The 18,496-nt window shown below is 43.3% G+C and carries 18 protein-coding genes; 11 read left to right on the top strand and 7 right to left on the bottom strand.

All coding sequences use genetic code 11. The features are described from left to right. Nucleotides 1-293 (bottom strand): transposase family protein (locus QUF07_RS00455; protein ID WP_289426561.1); only part of this gene is annotated, 293 nt, incomplete at its 3' end. A gap of 173 nt (nt 294-466) precedes the next feature. Then, nucleotides 467-949, bottom strand: a complete 483-nt coding sequence (locus tag QUF07_RS00450; protein WP_217161404.1) for a nucleoside 2-deoxyribosyltransferase — start codon at nt 947-949, stop codon at nt 467-469. Nucleotides 950-1,149: 200 nt separating this feature from the next. Between QUF07_RS00450 and QUF07_RS00445 the strand changes: the two genes are divergently transcribed. From QUF07_RS00445 to QUF07_RS00435, 3 genes are read left to right on the top strand one after another with little or no spacing between them, the layout of a single operon-like run. Then, entirely contained in the window at nt 1,150-1,605 is a 456-nt protein-coding gene (locus tag QUF07_RS00445) for a GNAT family N-acetyltransferase (RefSeq protein ID WP_289426560.1), read from the top strand. Further along, the gene (locus QUF07_RS00440; protein ID WP_217161406.1) at nt 1,606-2,808 is read left to right on the top strand and encodes a multidrug effflux MFS transporter; all 1,203 of its coding nucleotides are present in this window, start codon (nt 1,606-1,608) and stop codon (nt 2,806-2,808) included. A 17-nt stretch (nt 2,809-2,825) separates the two neighbouring features. Continuing rightward, nucleotides 2,826-3,893 carry an endonuclease/exonuclease/phosphatase family protein gene (locus QUF07_RS00435; RefSeq protein ID WP_217161407.1) on the top strand — a complete coding sequence of 356 codons (1,068 nt, stop codon included), beginning with the start codon at nt 2,826-2,828 and terminating at the stop codon, nt 3,891-3,893. A 126-nt stretch (nt 3,894-4,019) separates the two neighbouring features. Here the strand turns inward: QUF07_RS00435 and QUF07_RS00430 are convergent, their stop codons facing one another. After that, nucleotides 4,020-5,474, bottom strand: coding sequence for an APC family permease (locus tag QUF07_RS00430; protein ID WP_217161408.1), 1,455 nt, complete (start codon nt 5,472-5,474; stop codon nt 4,020-4,022). Between the two features lie 389 nt (nt 5,475-5,863). Here QUF07_RS00430 and QUF07_RS00425 point away from each other — a divergent pair, with 389 nt between their 5' ends. Both QUF07_RS00425 and QUF07_RS00420 read left to right on the top strand, forming a co-directional pair. Then, nucleotides 5,864-6,406, top strand: coding sequence for an HTH domain-containing protein (locus QUF07_RS00425; protein WP_289426559.1), 543 nt, complete (start codon nt 5,864-5,866; stop codon nt 6,404-6,406). A 285-nt stretch (nt 6,407-6,691) separates the two neighbouring features. Next, nucleotides 6,692-7,603 (top strand): NADP-dependent oxidoreductase, encoded by a 912-nt coding sequence (locus tag QUF07_RS00420; RefSeq protein WP_217342310.1) that lies wholly within the window; start codon nt 6,692-6,694, stop codon nt 7,601-7,603. Between the two features lie 471 nt (nt 7,604-8,074). On the opposite strand, the gene QUF07_RS00415 is transcribed toward QUF07_RS00420, so the two are convergent. Then, nucleotides 8,075-9,427, bottom strand: a complete 1,353-nt coding sequence (locus QUF07_RS00415) for a threonine/serine exporter family protein (RefSeq protein WP_289426558.1) — start codon at nt 9,425-9,427, stop codon at nt 8,075-8,077. 158 nt (nt 9,428-9,585) lie between these two features. Here QUF07_RS00415 and QUF07_RS00410 point away from each other — a divergent pair, with 158 nt between their 5' ends. The 4 genes from QUF07_RS00410 (at nt 9,586) to QUF07_RS00395 (ending at nt 12,253) form a co-directional block, all read left to right on the top strand. Next, nucleotides 9,586-9,822: an AbrB/MazE/SpoVT family DNA-binding domain-containing protein gene (locus tag QUF07_RS00410; protein ID WP_217161412.1), complete on the top strand. Its 237-nt coding sequence runs from the start codon at nt 9,586-9,588 to the stop codon at nt 9,820-9,822. Continuing rightward, nucleotides 9,819-10,205 carry a type II toxin-antitoxin system death-on-curing family toxin gene (locus QUF07_RS00405; RefSeq protein ID WP_217161413.1) on the top strand — a complete coding sequence of 129 codons (387 nt, stop codon included), beginning with the start codon at nt 9,819-9,821 and terminating at the stop codon, nt 10,203-10,205. The genes QUF07_RS00410 and QUF07_RS00405 overlap by 4 nt, the downstream gene beginning before the upstream one ends. 203 nt (nt 10,206-10,408) lie before the next feature. Then, complete coding sequence (locus QUF07_RS00400; RefSeq protein WP_289426557.1) at nt 10,409-11,179, top strand: CPBP family intramembrane glutamic endopeptidase; 771 nt, start codon at nt 10,409-10,411, stop codon at nt 11,177-11,179. A 303-nt stretch (nt 11,180-11,482) separates the two neighbouring features. Continuing rightward, complete coding sequence (locus QUF07_RS00395) at nt 11,483-12,253, top strand: CPBP family intramembrane glutamic endopeptidase (RefSeq protein ID WP_289426556.1); 771 nt, start codon at nt 11,483-11,485, stop codon at nt 12,251-12,253. Between the two features lie 395 nt (nt 12,254-12,648). On the opposite strand, the gene QUF07_RS00390 is transcribed toward QUF07_RS00395, so the two are convergent. The 3 genes from QUF07_RS00390 to thrC are packed head-to-tail and all read right to left on the bottom strand — an operon-like array spanning nt 12,649 to nt 15,443. Continuing rightward, entirely contained in the window at nt 12,649-13,083 is a 435-nt protein-coding gene (locus tag QUF07_RS00390) for an ACT domain-containing protein (RefSeq protein ID WP_008856488.1), read from the bottom strand. Continuing rightward, entirely contained in the window at nt 13,061-13,966 is a 906-nt protein-coding gene (thrB, locus tag QUF07_RS00385) for a homoserine kinase (protein ID WP_217161419.1), read from the bottom strand. Before thrB ends, QUF07_RS00390 begins: the two co-directional genes overlap by 23 nt. Continuing rightward, a complete protein-coding gene (gene thrC / locus QUF07_RS00380; protein ID WP_217161421.1) occupies nt 13,938-15,443 on the bottom strand; it encodes a threonine synthase in 1,506 nt (501 codons plus the stop codon). The genes thrB and thrC overlap by 29 nt, the downstream gene beginning before the upstream one ends. Before the next feature lie 107 nt (nt 15,444-15,550). On the opposite strand from thrC, the gene QUF07_RS00375 reads away from it, so the two are divergent. Then, a complete protein-coding gene (locus QUF07_RS00375) occupies nt 15,551-16,732 on the top strand; it encodes a homoserine dehydrogenase (protein WP_217342115.1) in 1,182 nt (393 codons plus the stop codon). Next, a complete protein-coding gene (locus QUF07_RS00370) occupies nt 16,729-18,054 on the top strand; it encodes an aspartate kinase (protein WP_217161424.1) in 1,326 nt (441 codons plus the stop codon). Before QUF07_RS00375 ends, QUF07_RS00370 begins: the two co-directional genes overlap by 4 nt. Nucleotides 18,055-18,496: the final 442 nt, after the last annotated feature.

The raw sequence follows: 18,496 nt of genomic DNA, 5'->3' as shown, positions 1-18,496 counted from the left end.
GCCGCTGTTTGTGCAAGAAAGTTGCCCTGACATTCTTTACAGTGAAAATAACGGCGTTTTAAGGATAAGATGACGGTACTGCTCAGAACCTTTGAGAATCTGATAGTGGTATTGCGCCAGCCGTTGTTAATAATCTTTTGCGCGTTGATAATCCCGCACCTGGGACAAGCCTTCGGCGTGTAATCCAAGTGGCCCGTTAAGCGAATAACCCCATCCTTATCAGTTTCGCCGTCATCGATTTTTAGGTTCCCGTCATCTATTCCTAGTAATAATTTTGTAGTATCATTGCACATAGGGCATTTCCTTCTTTCTGAAAAATCTTCGTGGTGGTTGACTTGGATGAACGGACAGGAAATGTCCGTTTTTTTATTCTAACGAGAAACAAAAAATCTGTCATCAGTAATAGATAAAATCTATTACCAACAACAGATATTGTAGAACCTTTTTAGTTTGCAATTATGATGAATTAAAGCACTTTTTTCTCGGTATACTTCTGTTCCAAATTATTGAAGTCATAGTCCTTCAAGCCTTGGATATCATCCTTGCCATTGAAGAAGGCCGTGTAACTCCTTGCCAGCATTAAGTTGAGTTGACTGTTTTCGCCAAATTGAACCATAATGACGGGGATGTTGGCTTCATGGGCTGAACCCATTTCAAAGACGGTTCCGGAATCTGGCTCGGTTAAACCGTCTTCGAGTTGATAATCCAGAATTGCAACAACGACATCTGCTTTGTGAACCTGGCGCATATCGGAAGCAAAGACGGCGTCCTGCCACTTAAAGCTACCAAATGGTTCTTGTTCAAATTGATGTTCCTGCGGATTGAAGATTGCACCATTATCAATCGTAGGGTTTTGTTTCAATAACGTAATCACTTGATCGATCCGATCTTTTTGACCATCGCTAAAAAACGGTGAAGCGAGATATACTTTGTTTTTATAGGCTGCCATGAGTAAATCCTCCTTATGTTTATCATTATTGTACACGAAATCCGAACAAAATTGTCATTAATATCGATATTTTTCCTGTTTTGGGGGCAACTAATGTCCCAAGTTAATCAATTTGCGGTATCATCAAAGCGATGTAGATGTGCTTCAATTCGATTTAGTTTACAATACGGATAGAATAGGATTTTGGAGAGGACCTTGTCATGATTATTCATACTCACGGGCTTTCCGGCCCCCAATTAGATGAAGTCACCAACATCTGGCTAACGGCTAACTTGGAAGCCCACTGGTTTATTAACGGCAATTATTGGCGCAATTACTATGCGGAGGTCAAACCGCAAATTGGTGATTCGGAGCTCTTTTTGTATGAGGAAGCGAATGTCATCCAAGGTTTCCTGGGCATCGAGGACAATTATATCGCCGGCCTATTTGTTGATAAACGCTACCGTGGTCAGGGAATTGGTCGAGAGCTCATCGCTGCTGCCAAACGCACGCGCGATGAGCTGACCTTATCTGTTTACGAGAAGAATCAAGCTGCGTATCAGTTTTATCTCAAGCAGGGGTTTATTGAGACATCTCGGGGAATTGACCCGGTTACTAATGAAAGGGCGATCAATATGGCGTGGCGGGATTCAGCTTCAAAGAGGAGGGGATCGTAAATGAGTTCCAGCAAAGTTCAACCCCGATTAGGGAATACTGGTTTTATTATTTTTTTAGCCTTATTAAGTGCTTTTGTGCCATTATCGACGGATCTTTATTTACCAGCCCTTCCTGAAATGACCCACTTTTTCAATGTTCCAGAAATCACGATGAACCTGACCCTCATTCTGTTCTTTATTTTTTACAGTATCGCAACTTTATTCTGGGGACCATTGAGTGATCGGTATGGCCGCCGACCAATTTTATTAATCGGCTTGGTAGGCTACCTAATTGCCAGCATTTTGTGTGGGATTGCCACCAGTGCCACTCAAATCATTCTGTTTCGAATTCTTCAAGCCTGTGGTGGTGGTGTGGCAACCACGGTGGCAACTGCGGTGATCAAGGATGTCTATGTGGGTAGAAAACAAGAAACAACGTTGGCAATTGTTCAGTCAATGGTGGTGATTTCACCTGCGATCGCGCCAGTAGTTGGGTCACTGTTATTGACGTTTATTTCCTGGCGGGGCATTTTCTTTGCTCAAGCGTTGTTAGGGCTAACCGTTGTCCTTGGGGCGCTCATATTCAAAGAAACCCATCACCCGGAACATGAAACCATCAGCGTGATGCGTTCATTTGGCCGTTTGGGGGTTCTGTTGAAGGATCCGGGATTCACCGCGCTATTGCTAGTATTTTCGACCATGTCGATCATTTCGCTGGGATTTATTTCCTCTTCGTCGTACATCTATCAAAACACTTTCCATCTCAGCAGTCAGATGTTTAGCTTCTTCTTTGCATTTAACGCAATTGGCATGCTGCTGGGGCCGCTGGTTTATATCCCCCTGTCAAAATTCATTGACCGGTTTGTGATCATTTATAGCTGCTTCTTTATCAGCATCGTCAGCGGCGGCTTGATTCTCATGTTTGGCCTGGGTAGCCCGATTATGTTTGCCCTCACCCAATTTCCAGCCACCCTGGCTAGTAGTGCGATTCGGCCACCCGGAACTTACCTGGTTTTGAAGCAGCAGGAGAACGACAATGGTTCCGCATCGTCACTGTATAGCGCTGGTGGGACCATCATGGGTAGTGTGGGGATGATCTTTGTTTCGGTCGCTGAAGCTTTTCCGGTACAAGCCATTGCCCTTATTAATATTGTAATCGGGGCAATTTGCTGGTTGGCGCTGTGGCTGTCCATGAAGGGATTCAAAAATCAGATTAAAATTTAAATAGATGAGAGGTTGTCATGAAAAAGTTTTTCAAAATTTGTTTAATGTTCGTGTTTGGATTTGCGATTCTTATCGGCAGTTACGTTGCTTATGTGTATTTGAGCTATCATCGATTAGCGGACAACATTAAGTTGCGTCCCCAAAATCATCAGGAAACGGTGCTGAAAACCGGCACGACATATAAAGCGATGACGTTTAACATTGGTTATGCGGCGTATCCAGCTAGTTACTCGTTTTTTATGGATGGTGGCAAGTATTCTCGAGCGTATAGTCGACAATCGGTTGAACGGGATATGACCGGGATCACCAAGGCTGTGAAGGAGGAAAATCCCACGCTTGCTTTTTTCCAAGAAGTTGATACGAATGGTGATCGCTCGTTTCATGTCAATGAGGTGAAGTGGTTGCAACGAAAATTCGCTGACTATTCCAACGTTTATGCGCAAAACTATGATTCAGCTTACCTGTTCTATCCATTAACCCGACCAATTGGAAAGACCAACTCCGGGTTGGTAACATTAGCCAAGGCACGGATGACTGATGGTACGCGTTATTCGTTGCCAATTGATACGGATTTCAATAAGTTCATGGATTTGGACCGCGCATTTTCGGTCACTCACATTCCGGTTGAGAATGGGAAAAAATTATCGGTATTCAATTTGCATTTATCGGCGTTTACAAAGAATGCCAAGGTGAGAAGGGCTCAGCTCAATAAGCTGTTTACCAAAATGAAATCGGAATCCGCAAACGGAAACTACGTCCTAGTTGCCGGTGACTATAATCATGACATGCTGGGTGACAGTCCAAAAGTCTTCGGCACGACTGAAAAGCGGGAGAATTGGACCCATCCGTTCCCCACGGCTCAATTGCCTAAAGGCTTTCGAGTAGCTAATGATGGCTTGGCTGCCGCAAAAGTGCCATCTGTGCGCGCGAATGGGACCCCATTTCATCCAGGAAAGACTTACGTATCACTAATTGACGGGTTCCTGATTTCCGATAACATTCGAGTGAAGAGCGTTCATGTGAAGTATCTGGGCTTTGCGAACTCGGACCACAATCCTGAGATCCTCCAGTTTGAATTGAAATAGATCGGACTGAAAGACGATTTGATTTCAAAATAAAAAATAACCAATTATTCCGGGTTGTTGGAATAGTTGGTTTTTTAATATGGTCAGAATCGGCCATTTGTCATATGTTTTCAAATTTAATTGATATTATTTATCTTTATGTTCAGCAATTTTATCAGCAGTCGATGTGGAATGCCTAATTCCGTAGGCGAAGTAGATTAACATGCCAAAGATGAACCAGCCGAGCGCATAAGTTTTCGCTTGAATATCCAAGCCCATGAAGATGGCCAGGGCACCAAGGAAGCCGAGCCCAGGCAAAACTGGATACAGTGGCATTCGGAAACTTGGTGTCGGAATATCTTTACCTTCACGAGGACGCAAAGCATAAATTCCGATTGAAACGAACATAAACGCGATTAGGGTTCCAGCGGAGATAAGTTGTGCCAAGAACGTGAATGGGAAGAATGCTCCCAGTAAAATACCAATCACCGTTAGGACGAGTAATGCCCGGTTAGGCAGGTTATGTTCAAGCTTTCCAAGCCACTTTGGCAATAGGCCATCTCGGCCGAATGAATAAACAAGTCTTGAACCCGCCAGCATCATGCCAATTAGAGCGGTGAACATTCCGACAACCGCGATTGATTGAACGACTGTCGCAACAATTGCGTGACCACTTCTTCTTAATGCATAGCCAACTGGTTCGGCGTTGTTGGCATAATCTGAGTAATGGAACATGCCGACTAATACCAAGGCAACGGAAACAAACAGGATGACGGCAATCACTAATGATCCTAAAATTCCACGAGGCATGGTTTTTTGCGGGTTCTTTGCTTCAGCTGAGTTAGCGGCAATTGAATCAAAGCCAATATAGGCCAAGAAGATTTCCGAAACCCCGGCATAAATGCCTTGCCACCCACCGAATGCCGAACCATCAGCGTTTGGATGATACTTAGGGATAAATGGGCTGTAGTTGGACATCTTAATCGCAGTGACCCCAACAAAGATGAAAATTAGAATTGCGATCACTTTTAAGACAACCAAGGTATTTTCAACTCGGGTAGTTTGGGAAGCTCCTCGGGAAAGCAATAGGGTTACCAAGATAATGGCAACAATGGCGACCAGGTCCATGAGGCCACCGTTATTCCCTGTGGAGGCCGCCGCTAAACTCTTCGGAAGTTTCCAACCAATCGTTGAAATCAATCCTTGGAAATTGGCAGAAAGCCCGGATGCCACGAACGCAACCGCAATAAAATATTCAGCAAGCAGTGCCCAGCCGGCAATCCAACCCCAGAATTCGCCGAAGACAACGTTAATCCAAGAATATGCGGATCCGGCGAATGGCATTGCGGCTGCCATTTCAGCGTAGGCAAAAGCGACTAAGCCGGCAACGATTGCGGCCGTTAAACATGATAATGCAACAGCGGGACCGGCATGCTGTGCAGCGACGACTCCCGGCAAGGTAAAGATTGAAGCTGAAACAATTGTCCCAACTCCCAGTGCGAGGAAGTCTTTGGTGGTCATGCTGCGGATCAGGTGTGAATCCTTGTCTTGATAGACTAACGGATCCTCTTTACGGAACATTTTTTCAGTTAAACGACTCATCAAGTACCACTCCAATTATTATCTATAAGAATCCAACGAAAGTTCTAACAGTAACCTCACAATAAACAGTTGATTAACTGCAAACCTTCTATAAACTAAATACGAAAACGATCGCGGCTTTCTCCTCGATCAAAGCAATTAAATCGTGTTAATCCTGACTAAAACCATTTTATTATCGTTAGACGTTGCGAGTAGTTTACCGCAATTTTCATGAGATTGTCAATAAGAAACTTTAATCTCATTTTAATGTTGAGGATTTTACCTTCAAAATAATTTTATGAATGGAAACAGAAATTGAGTTGCCGAATGCCAGTTTAATCATTATAATGAATGTTGTGTATCTGCGAACTGGACTGTTCGCGAATCAAATCCTATTTGGGGGCGACATTATGGAACTAACGATTAAAGAGTTAGCGGACGAATTAGCAGTTTCCAAAACTGCAATCAGGAAACATATGGACGACAAGTTCCGATCTACATATACGATCAAAAAAGGTAACAAGATTTTAATTAAGGATGAGGGCATCGAGTTACTTAAGGGTCAATTCAAGAACCAGTCGGCATCGGCAACTCGGAAGTCTAAAAAGGAAACCGGAAATAAGGTTTCTGTTAAGGGTAACCAGGACCAAAGCGCACTATTGGCGGAGCAATTGGATGACCAGCGTAAACAGATCGAAGAAAAGGATAAACAAATCGCTGAACTCCATCAATTACTGGATCAATCACAACGTTTGCAGTTGGACGTTCAAAACAAGCTCAAACAGCTTGAAAATAAGAGTGCAAACTCAATGCAAACTAAGACGATCGAAGCCAAAACGGCAGATGAACAAGACGACGACCACATTCCAGATAACTATCAACCAACCTCAGCTAACGGGACTCATTATGAATCGACGGGGCATAAAAAGCACTGGTGGCAATTCGGCAGATAATCATTTATTTTAAATTTATTCTTTGCAATTTTTTGGAAGCTACCACCAGAGAGTATCCCGACTATGTAACGAAAGAAGCCTAACGATTCCAATATAAGGAGTCATTGGGCTTCTTTTGTTCCGTTCTGAGATCAAAAACGCCGATTGTTCCCTTCCTTCTGCACTTTAAATGCGATCTGGCCCGCGTTCCTGCTTATTTTCTCCATAAGCGAACGACAACTTTCTTGCCACTCGTCCTGTTTGCGCTTACAATTGCGCTATTACAATGATTAAGGAGGCAGCACAATGAAAGCATATGGATATGTCAAACATGGGAGCCCGGACGTTTTTCAAGAATATGAAATTGAAAAACCGACTCCTGCACCAGATCAAGTATTAGTGCAAACGATTGCGGTTGGTCTCAATAATCGTGAGCGTTCTGAACGGGCAAATGGTGGTAGCTTGGGATCACCATTAATTCCCGGTCGAGATGTTGTTGGTGAAGTGACAGAAATTGGCAGCCGGATTTCTGATTTTGGCGTTGGCGAATTAGTGATGACTCACACGGAACGGGGATACGCGGAATATGTATTGGCAGATGTTGACGCGACGGTTCACGTTCCTGGCGGAATCACACCAACCCGGGCAGCCGGGATCATTACTCCTGGACTAACTGCCTACAAAGCTGTGAAGTATTTTGCCAATGTCCAACCTGACCAGACGGTTATCGTGAAGGGCGCTTCTGGTGGGGTTGGCTCGCTGTCCGTCCAGATTGCCACAGATTTGGGTGCCAATGTCATCGGGATTGCCTCAAGCCACAATGAAGATTTTGTTAAATCGATTGGGGCAACCCAGTTTGTTGCCTATGATCAAAGTGATCCAGCCACTGTGCTGGCTGACCAAGGAGATGTCGTGATTAACAGCGCGATGAATGGTGCTGGCACTGATGACGATGTCAAGATGGTGAAACCTAACGGCACAATTGCCAGCGTGGCCCACAACTCACCAATGACTAACAAGCCGATCAAATTTGTTCATATTCACCCAACCAATGCCATGACTGATCGGGAGGCGCTGAAGGCAGTTGTGGATTTGATGCGGGATGGGAAACTAACCGTGAATATCGGCTATACATTGCCATTTAATCGGGATGGCTTTGTAAAGGGCCACCAGTTGCTTGAAGAGAAGCATGATGGCCGGGTAATTATTGTTAAATAGTTTTAGCCTTGAACAACAAGTGCTTTGATCTCAGAATTTAACAGAAAGGACCAATTATTCCAACACTAGGAATAATTGGTCCTTTCTGTCAAATGGCCGGGATCAGCCGGTTGGTAAAGCTTTAATCAATATAAGAGTGGTAATCACAGTCGCCATTACAAATGAAAGAAATGACTAATGTCTCAGCTGCTTTTGGGTTTCGCGGTTGGTCTAGTTTATATAGAGCAGGACAGCTCCTCCAAGCAGGAATCGGAACCTAAGCACCTGAATCATAAATCCCACAAACCGGGATTTATGATTCAGGACACTTAGGTTCCGATTCCTAACCGCTTGGATCCGCTCACTTACGTTAGGACAGCTGGCCAAAGCAGAAACTGGAACATAAGCACCTTGGTCAAAAATTCCAAGCCCAGGAATTTCTGCCCAAGGAGACTTATGTTCCAGTTTCTAACGCTTTGTTTCGCTCACTTACTAATCAAAATGTCGCCACTCTCTATCCAGCAATGCCCTCGCCACAAACAGCCCAAGTGGTAGGAACATGATAATCAAGGCAGCCTTTGTGAGCCACAATGCGCCCACACTGATCTGGTTGATGCCGATGCTGTAAACGGCCCTGTAGATGTACAGTCCTGGCACCATGATAACGATTGATGGGACAGTGAGTGAAATCCTTGGGTAACCGTTGAACCGGTTGACAACCGATGCAATCAAGCCCGCTAACAAGGCGGCCAAAAATGCGGCAGCTGCTGGTGGTAACGCTGTCAGGTCAACTAGTTCAAGCCTTAACGTATTCGCAATGGCACCAATACAGCCCGCAACGGTTGCCATTCTGACGGTACTATTGAACATAATCGAGAAACCAAAAACGCCACAGAAACTTGCGGGCAATCTCAGCAACATTAAGACAACAGGCGATAAACCGAGGGGCAGAAAGTTCTCGGGCTGGAAATGAAAGAGTAGGGCAACCAGCCAACCAACTAATGAGGCGATTAACGTGATCATAATCGCGTATGCCAGTCTTTCCAGCCCTGATCGCATATCTAGCTTCGAAAGGTCTAAAATGCTTGTAATAAACGGGAAACCGGGAATAACGAACAACATTGCGCCAATGTAGCCGGCTTCATGTTGAGCCAAAACTTGGAAATTTTCCTCAAAGAGCTTGAATGAAATCATGTACGCGATTCCAGCAATCGCCACGGCAATCGCAATGCTGGCAAAGGTTGTCATGCGATGTTTCCCCATCACGCTTCTAGTAAAGTTACCGATTCCCGCCCCGATGAACGAATAAATCATTTCGGGGATGCCACCACCGAGCAGAAAAATAAAGCCACTGCAGGCTAGAGCAGCTGCCAATCCGGAAATAACGGGTGTATACTGAGCAGGTTTTTGCTGAATCTTATCAATTTGGTTGTGAATGGTTCGAATGGTTGTCGTTGAAAAGTCGTTGGCAAAATTGGCGACAAAGCCCTCCATGATGTTTAGTTTATCCGTATTCACCCCGGTATTTGGAAGTGACAGAATTTGTGAATAGCTATCATCGTCGGCGAAACAGGTAAACTGAATTGAAGTCAGGCCGATGTCAGCTGAACACGTTACACCCAGGACCCGGGCGATGGTGTTCATCGCGTCACGAACACGCCACGCTCCAGTTCCACAGGACAACATGATAATGCCAACTCGGCCAATAACTGAGGCCCGTTCTCGCAAAGGCGCGTTTTTGGCGGGTACTTTCTTTTGACTAATGAAAGCATTCCATGGAATGGTCATATGATGATTTTGGGATAATCGAAATTTTTTAGGTTCGTCGGGTTGGTTGTTTACCATGAGATCCTCCAAGATGAGTCGAATTGTATTATTAGCAATATTTGCATTATAGCCATGACATGGGGTTGGGTTCAAGTTGGAAAAGGCTTACAGGAGAAAATAGTAGAATCATGTTATAATGTTAGTATGTCATAACGCTTTAACAAGGAGGGCTCCTTATGGAAACTGTCAAAAAAATTATAAAAGTTGGCAATTCGAACGCAGTAGTTATTCCTGCAGATATGCTGAATAAACTTCATCTTTCTACTGGAGATGATATCGTGATTAATGAACAAGATGACTCAATCAAAATTACAAAATCCAAGCTCTCAGAATCGTTCCAGGATGCTTTAGCTGAAGCACTTGACAAATATCATGGTGCCTTGGAAGACCTTCGCAAAGGTGATGATCAGTGAAATTATTAAGTATTGATGAAATCATTGCTATTAACGTCGCTACTACGAGTCAGAATGGACAAAAGACATTTGTCAGGAATCCGCATGGACTTGAATCAATTGTTGCCCTTCCAAGGCAATCTGCATTTGGTCAGCAAATGTATGAAACTTTAGCTGAAAAGATAGGAATTACTTTTATTAAAATTATTAATTTACATCCATTTGAAGATGGAAATAAACGTACCGCCGTCATCGCTGCGGAGATCATTTCTCGACGAAATCATAACGAACTAATGATGGCCAATGATGAAATTCGGGATCTGGCATTGCGAGTAGCGAAGACTGATGATTCCAATTTAAATTACCATGATGTGTATTTACAGTTTGAAAGACATTTAAAATAGTTCAAGTTATTCCGGGTATTCATTTAAACGATACGCCGGATTTTTCATTGTTTAGAGGGCTCAGGAAATCTAAATCAGTTGGTCCTTCTAATGAAACTAAGCTCTATCTGACATTTCCGTTTGACATGTATTTTGCCAATAGCACTAAAATGACGAATAGATTATAATCAGTTTAATTAAATTCACAGAAAGTAGTGATTCCAATGATCATTGAGAGTCGCAGGCCTTGGGTTGAACAACTGTTTGTTGCGGTTATTATCCTGATTATCTTTGTTTTTATGGCGTTTGCCCTATTTGATAGTGGTGAGGCGACGTATGCGAAAGCGCGGTTACTGTTCGCGATGATTGTTTTATTGATTACATACAGAGAGATTGGCACCTTTAAAGTCACCAAGCCTAGAGTAAAGCTTTCCGCAAGCTTGAAGCTTTGGCTTGTGATTATTGGAATCATCTTGATTATGATAGCATTGCAAGAACGGCTACCATTGCGGATATTGCTGAACTTGAATTCAACCAATCTAGCCGAAAATGCAATGTTTGCTTTAGCGGCAGGGATCTTTGAAGAAAGTTTGACTCGTGGGTTGTTCTTTTCAATCTTTCTGCAAAACATGCAATACCGCAGCCGATCCCTAAAATTTACTCGGTCCGCGATTTATTCAGCGCTAATATTTGGTAGTCTCCATCTCATGAATTTGAGAAGTGGCAATTCAGCAGCGATCTTTCAGCAAATTTTCTACGCCTTTGCATTGGGAATTATGTTAGCTGTAATCCGGGTGACCACAAATACCTTATTTTGGGGGATTGGCCTGCATTTCCTGATGGATTGGCAGCCGGGAATCGCCAGTCCCTTAAGCGCTACAACAAGTTGGCTCCCCATTTTGTTAATCTTTGGTAGCATGTTAGTTGTTGGAATTGTTTATTTGGTTAAATTTGACCGTGAGTATGAAAAGCAAAATCAGTTAGCGAAAAGCTGAACAGATATCTTTACATAAGTGAAGACCGCCATTATTCTTAATTTCAGAATGCTGGCGGTCTTCGCTTATGTTGTGCTTCAAAATGCATGTCGAGATCCTTTTAGATTGCCCGAATTTCAAAAATAACCGTTTTTTTAAATTCCAAAAAAATTGAGATAAAAATACGTAATTAATATATATAGGGCAAAAGAAATGAGGTGAACTCAACCGTCCTTACTGGTGATTAGCCAGAGAACAGAGGGAAAAGATCCCGGATAGCTTATTGTCAGGAACCAATTATTTTTTCAGAAAGTAGTGATTCTAATGATTATTAAAAGTCGGCGTTCATGGGTCGAACAAATTCTAGTGGCAATCATCTTCCTAATTGTCTACCTTGGTCAGATGTTTCTGCTTAAAGGAGCTAACAGTCTGGTCTTTGCAGCCATTCAACTGTTTTTCGGCGGCATTATCCTATTGCTTGTGTATATCGAAGTTGGGACGTTCAAAGTGACGGCTCAGCGACCCAAATTCACGATTGATTTGAAAATATGGTTGGTGATATTTGGTCTTACCGTTGTCGCAATATTATGGCTGGAGGACTGGCCTTCAACTGTAGTGGCAACTTTAACGAGTGAGTATTTGGCTCAAAACACTTTGGTTGCGCTGGCAACGGGGATTGTTGAAGAGAGTCTCACCCGGGGGCTACTTGTATCAGCCTTGTTACAAAATCTGCGACGTCATGATCAATCGTTGAAAATTACAAAGGCAGCGGTTTATTCATCACTTATATTTGGGTCACTTCACATGATGAATATTTTTTCCAGCAGTTTTGAGGGAGTCGCTCAGCAGGTTCTGTATGCCTTTGTATATGGGGTGTTATTGATGGTTATTCGGGTGACAACCAATACACTCTTCTGGAGTATTGGCCTCCATTTTTTGATCGATTGGCAGCCAGATATTGCTAATGCGACCGCCGAGACATCTAACTGGTTTTCAATCATTGTTGTGTTTAGGATTATCCTGGCCGTCAGTCTGATTTGCTTGATTAAGTTTGATCGAGACCTTGAACATCAATCGGGTTTGAATTCTGACTAAAACAAATTTAGGTCCCAGCTGAGAACCGGATTTCCGCCGTTATATAGTCGAATGGTGTTCCGCAAAGCAAAGGGCCTAAAACCCAGGATCTTCTTGTCAACATAGTGGAAACGTGCTCCACCAAGCAGGAAGCGGAGTCTAAGTCACTCCGTTCAAAAATCCAAGCCCAGAATTTCTCCGCTATATGGCGGAATGGCGCTCCACAAAGCAGAAACTGGAACATAAGCACCTCAAACAAAAATCCCCAAGCCCAGGATTTCTCCGCTATATAGCCAAATAGTGCTCCGCAAAGCAGCAATCTGCCCATAAGCACCTTCATCAAAAATCCAAAACCAGGATTTTCGATGAAGGAGACTTATGACCTGATTGCTAACCGCTTTGCCTCGCACACTGATCTACTCAATCGAAACCAACTGCACATTACTTGCCCCATCAACTTTTTTGATACCGTTAAGCAAATTATCAACGGTGCCGCTAAAATGGCTGAGATCCAGTGAAATGACAATGCTGGCAATATTGTGAATTGGGATGTTTTGGTTGATCGTTAAGACGCTGGCACTGGAATCCGAGATGGTTCTGAGGACCTCCGACAGGATGCCCCGCTTATTTTCCAGCATGAGCGAGATGACTGCTTTTCGGTCCATCATATTTTCTTCTGGCAGAAACACCAGATCTTTATATTTATAATAAGTTCCGCGACTGATGCCAACGATCTTAACCGCTTCGCTAACCTGGCGGACCTTGCCGCTTTCTAGCAATTGTCGGGCTTGAATAACCTTATCAAAGGATTCAGGGAGAATCGAACTATCAACGATGTAATACTTTTCCACGTTCACTTACCTCACTTGTTACGCCGGTCGAATCGACTGTTAGTTTGCGAATTTGCCAAGCTGGAAAGGCTGCTTTGGCGTTTGCAACAATTTCATCGGCGGCTTGTTGGCTGGCGGTAATGGCCATCATGGTTGAACCGCTGCCGCTGATATACATTGTACCGCCAGCCTGCTCACAAATGGCCTTGACGTCGCCATAATCTGGAATTAATTTGGCCCGGTACGGTTCGTGCATTCGATCATCGCAGGCTTCGTGAATCATATGCATATCACCGAGTTCCAAGGCCTTAGTCATTGCTGCACAATGGCTGACTTGATGAATCGCATCAGTGTAACTCATGGTCGTTGGTAACACCTTGCGGGCTTCGTGAGTGCTAACCTCATAATCTGGAATCAGGGCGACAAAATGCAGTCGTTGGTTGACCTGATAGTTAACAATCTGGGGTTCATCACGATCATCCATAAAAGAAACACACAAGCCGCCAAGAATAGCCGGGGTAACGTTGTCTGGATGTCCTTCCATTTGGGTTGCCAAGATTAGCAATTGTTCCTCGGCAATACGCCCACCGTACCATTCACTGGCTGCTTTTAGGCCAGCAACCACGCAAACGGATGAGCTGCCAAGCCCTCTGGCAACTGGAATATCACTCTCAACGGTAATCTTAACGTTCGGGACCGCCTGATTGAGGAAATTGCAACCCTTAACAAATGCCTGATAAACCAGGTTATGCTCGTTTCGAAATTCTTTTGGCGAGCCGCTGATTTCTAAATGTTGAAGACTCGGTTCAAAGGTAATTGTTGAGTAGTATGAAACAGCCAGGCCAAGGCAATCGAAGCCAACCCCAACATTGGCGCTAGTCGCGGGAACTTTGATGGTTATCATAGAATACCTCCTCAACCTTCGCCTTCACATAATCACTCATTTGATTCTTTTCAATGACATTTTGATGCCGGATTGGCAAGTTCCAGACCTGACGCAAATTGTCGGGAATTGGGACTTGAGTTGCCGCTGAGAGGTCTTTCATGACTTGAAGAACATCGTCAGCAGTCTTTGGCAAGACTGCGTCAGCCACTGCGTTAACAAACTTGTATGGGCTGGCAGTACTCAACAGGATCATTGGCGTTTCACTATCAAGTTTTTGGTAGTCACGCATTACCTTGTAGCCAGCCGCAGTGTGGGGATCCATCAGATAGCCATCGTGATTGTAAACATCTGAAATGGCTTTTTCAATTTCTTCGTCGGTACTGTAGCCACAATAGAAGTCTGCTTGGATCCGAGCCAATACATCCTTAGAAACCTCATATTTGCCGCTATCTTCCAAGTCGTTCATCAATTGTTTAACGTATTCAGCATCTTCGCCACTCTTATAATATAGAAGTCGTTCAAAGTTACTTGAAATTTGAATATCCATACTTGGTGCAACTGTTTGGAAAAATGGTCGGTTGCGATCGTAGACACCATGTTCAAAGAAGTTGGCTAACACATTGTTTTCATTGCAGGCAACCACAAACTTATTCACAGGCAAGCCAAGCAATTTAGCATAGTAACCAGCTAGGACGTCGCCAAAGTTTCCGGTTGGCACGGTGAAGTTCACCTTGTCGCCAACCTTGATGGTGCCATTATTAACCAGTTGTTTGTATGAATCAAAGTAGTAAACGACTTGTGGGATTAGCCGGCCAATATTGATCGAATTGGCACTAGAGAGGCTGACTTCCTCTCCAAGTGCATTTTTTAATTGTTCATCATTGAAAATCCGTTTGACATTGGTTTGGGCATCATCAAAATTCCCCTTGATGGCAGCGACTTTGGTGTTGTTCCCACCGGTGGTGACCATCTGCAATTTTTGAACCTTGCTGACACCGCCGTCTGGATAAAAGACGATAATGCCCATATTGGGTAGGCCCTTAAAGCCTTCCAGGGCAGCCTTACCGGTATCTCCACTGGTAGCTGTTAGGATCATGACCTTATTATTATTGGTTAAAACATGTTTCATTAATTGAGGCAGCAGTTGCAAGCCAACGTCCTTGAATGCACTGGTTGGGCCGTGGAAGAGTTCAAGCACATGAAAGTTGTCAACGTCGACAACTGGGGTAATCTTATCGGAATCAAAAGAATCACGATATGCGTTGTCGACACTTTCACTAATTTCTTGGGCGGAAAAGTCGGGCAATAATCTGGTCAGAACAGCCCGAGCAATATCTTGATATTTTAATTGAATGAGTTCATCCAAATTAACTTGGGTATCGCCAAGGTTGGGGTAAACGAACAGACCCTTGTCGTCAGAAAAGCCTTTTTTAATTGCTTCCTTAGCTGACAGTTGGACAGAATTATCTCTGGTACTCGTATAATTTTTCATCATTTGCTTTTAACTCCTTGCATTTCTGTGATTACTATGATAATCTGTTTTCATTAGAAAAACAAGTGTTTATTATTCGTGAACACAAACTACAAAAGGAGGTTATTAATGTGAACATCGCAATACTAGGGTTTGGCACAGTCGGTTCAGGCGTCTATAAAATTATTAAGAAGGCCAACCGCCAGACCCAAAACCTCCATGTGAAGCATATTTTAATTAGAAAAAATAAAAAACCGGATTTTCCGGAAATGACCGATAGTATTGATGAAATTTTAAACGATGACAATGTTAACGTTGTGGTTGAGGTGCTTGGTGGCATCGAACCCGCTCATCAATACATAGTAGAAGCCCTCAAGCACAGGAAACACGTTATTACTGCCAACAAGGCTGTTATTGCTCAGTATATGGATGAATTTACCAAGGTTTCCCGCGAAAACGGCGTTAAGTTCTACTTCGAATCAAGTGTTGGCGGCGGGATTCCTTGGATTCAAGGATTGGAACGGGCACTGCGGATCGATGATGTGAATAAGATTAAAGGAATTTTCAATGGCACTTCTAATTTTATTCTTGATCAGATGCATCGCACCGGCGAACCCTTCAATGATGTGTTGATGCAGGCGCAACAGTTAGGCTACGCAGAAGCCGATCCTAGTGCCGACATTGATGGCTTAGATGTTGCCAACAAGTTATGCATCAGCGTTGATATCGCTTATGACTTGTTCATCAAGCCAACCAGTGATTTGCCGATCTTCGGGATTCGTAACATTACCGAAGATGACATGGCCCACTTTGATCAATTGGGGATGACCATCAAGTTAATGGGAGTCAGCCACCAGGTTGGCAATGAATTTGACTATATGGTTGAACCGACGTTGTATTACGGTGATACTTTGGAGGCTCACACCACCGACAATTACAATTTGATTTCACTGCACGGTGAAACGATTGGTGTCCTGAAGTTTATGGGCCAAGGAGCTGGTCAATTACCAACTGCCAACGCGGTCATCCAAGATATCCTGGATATTTTCCAGAGTAAGGAACATCTCAAACGCGAATTCAAGAGCACATTCAAGTACAGTGCTCATTTAACTAAGCATAGTTACATTGTTCGTTCAGAAATTGATTGTTCAACTTTATTTAAGAAATTTAATCCATCGGTTCGTGGCGACTATCTGGTCGTAAACGACATTCCGGTTGGAGAAATGCATAGGTTGATGAAGCAGGTGCTCCAAAAAGACGAAACAGCCTTTATGGCAAGCTTACCAGGGAAAAAGGGAGGTGCAGCAAAATGAAAGTCGCAAAATTTGGTGGTAGTTCAGTTGCTGACGCGGGTCAGTTCAAAAAAGTGAAAGAAATCGTTCAAGCAAATTCCGATAGACGAGTGGTTGTTGTCAGTGCTGCAGGTAAGAGTGATGACGAACCAATTAAGATAACGGATTTGCTGATTGAAGTTGAAAAATTAAGGGATGCCGGTGAGGATTATCAGCCAATTTTTAACCATATCGAGCAACGGTTCATTGGCATTCGCGATGCATTGGGCTTAAACGTGGCCATTGAAAACGACTTACAAAAGATTGAACGCCATATTGAAGATGGCAGCCACGATTATTTGGTGTCACGGGGTGAGTATTTGACTGCCAAGCTGATGGCTGATTTCTTAGGATTTCAATTCATTGATGCTGCTCGTTTCCTGGTATTCGACGGTAAAGAGGTTAATTACGGTGAATCCATTAATCGGCTGCGTGACTTTTTGAATGAGGACTCCCAAATTGTTGTTCCGGGATTTTATGGCGTCGACGAAGCGGGGGCAATTCACATCATGGCTCGCGGTGGGGGTGACGTTTCTGGCGCAATCATGGCTAACTTGGTGGATGCCGACTTATACGAAAATTGGACGGATGTTTCTGGTATCAAGATGGCAGATCCCCGGATCATTGACCATTCCAGACGCATTAGTGAATTAACGTATGATGAATTACAAGAACTCTCATACATGGGCGTGAGTGTTTTCCAAGAAGAGGCCATTAACCCAGTTGCTCAACGTCAAATCCCGATTGCAATTTTAAATACAAATCATCCAGAAGAAGACGGTACTCTGGTTCACGATCGGGTTCACCGTGATCGGGATCAGTTGGTAACTGGTGTTGCTGGGAAGAAAGATTATGTGATTATTTCGATTAAAAAATATCAATTAAATAAACGATTTGATATTATGGCGACGGTCTTCTCCAAAATTCAAAAGTTTAACGTGCCATTTGAATATGTCTCATCAGGAACGGATTCATTCAGTTTCCTCGCGAAGAAGGATCAGCTTGCCGGCAAGTTGGATGCTATTTTGGCAGCGCTGAAAAAATGCGATTTGGACAGAGTTGACTTGGATCAAGATATTGCATTAGTTGCTGCGGTTTCTCACGAGTTAAGCGAACGGCCAGCAAATGCCGGGAGAATTTTGGATCTATTAGACGATAGTCAGATTAAGGTTCACCTTGTGATCCAAGAAGGTAGTGATATCAAAGTTGTGTTTGGTGTTGCCAATGAAGATTACGAGAAGACGATCAAAAAGATCTATCGGGATGTTAACTTACCAGCAAAAAAGTTACGAATGGTTATCTAAACGGATAAGTTATTCCTCGGAAGTGGTCGTGGATTGTTCCGGTGCTAGCCGCCGCTTATAACAATAAAGTTAACAAAGCTCGTGAAATAGTTTTGAGTTGAATTTAACTTGAAGCTATTTTTTTGAATGAAAAATTGTGGTTATCTTTTACCGGCCAAAATGTTCTGGGAAATCTTAGATTAACTGGGTCCGTTTAGACGGTGCAGGTAGTTGTTTTGGAGCAAATATTCTGACAAAATGCCTATCATGAGACAAAGTACAACTAGATAATAATTATTTTAGAGGTGTGAAGTGAACCCCTTGAATTGAAGAAATCTAATTCAAGGGGTTTTGCTATGTTTTCCTATTAAAAAAATGGCTGCTGTTCAACAATGATTGATGACATATCTGTGGTGAATCATCGGCATGTTATTTTTACAATTGAGGCTGCGAGCAACTTTTT

The sequence above is a fragment of the Lentilactobacillus sp. TOM.63 genome, from assembly GCF_030361045.1.
Taxonomy (GTDB): Bacteria; Bacillota; Bacilli; order Lactobacillales; family Lactobacillaceae; genus Lentilactobacillus; species Lentilactobacillus dabitei.
This window is presented reverse-complemented; position numbering and strand designations above follow the sequence as displayed.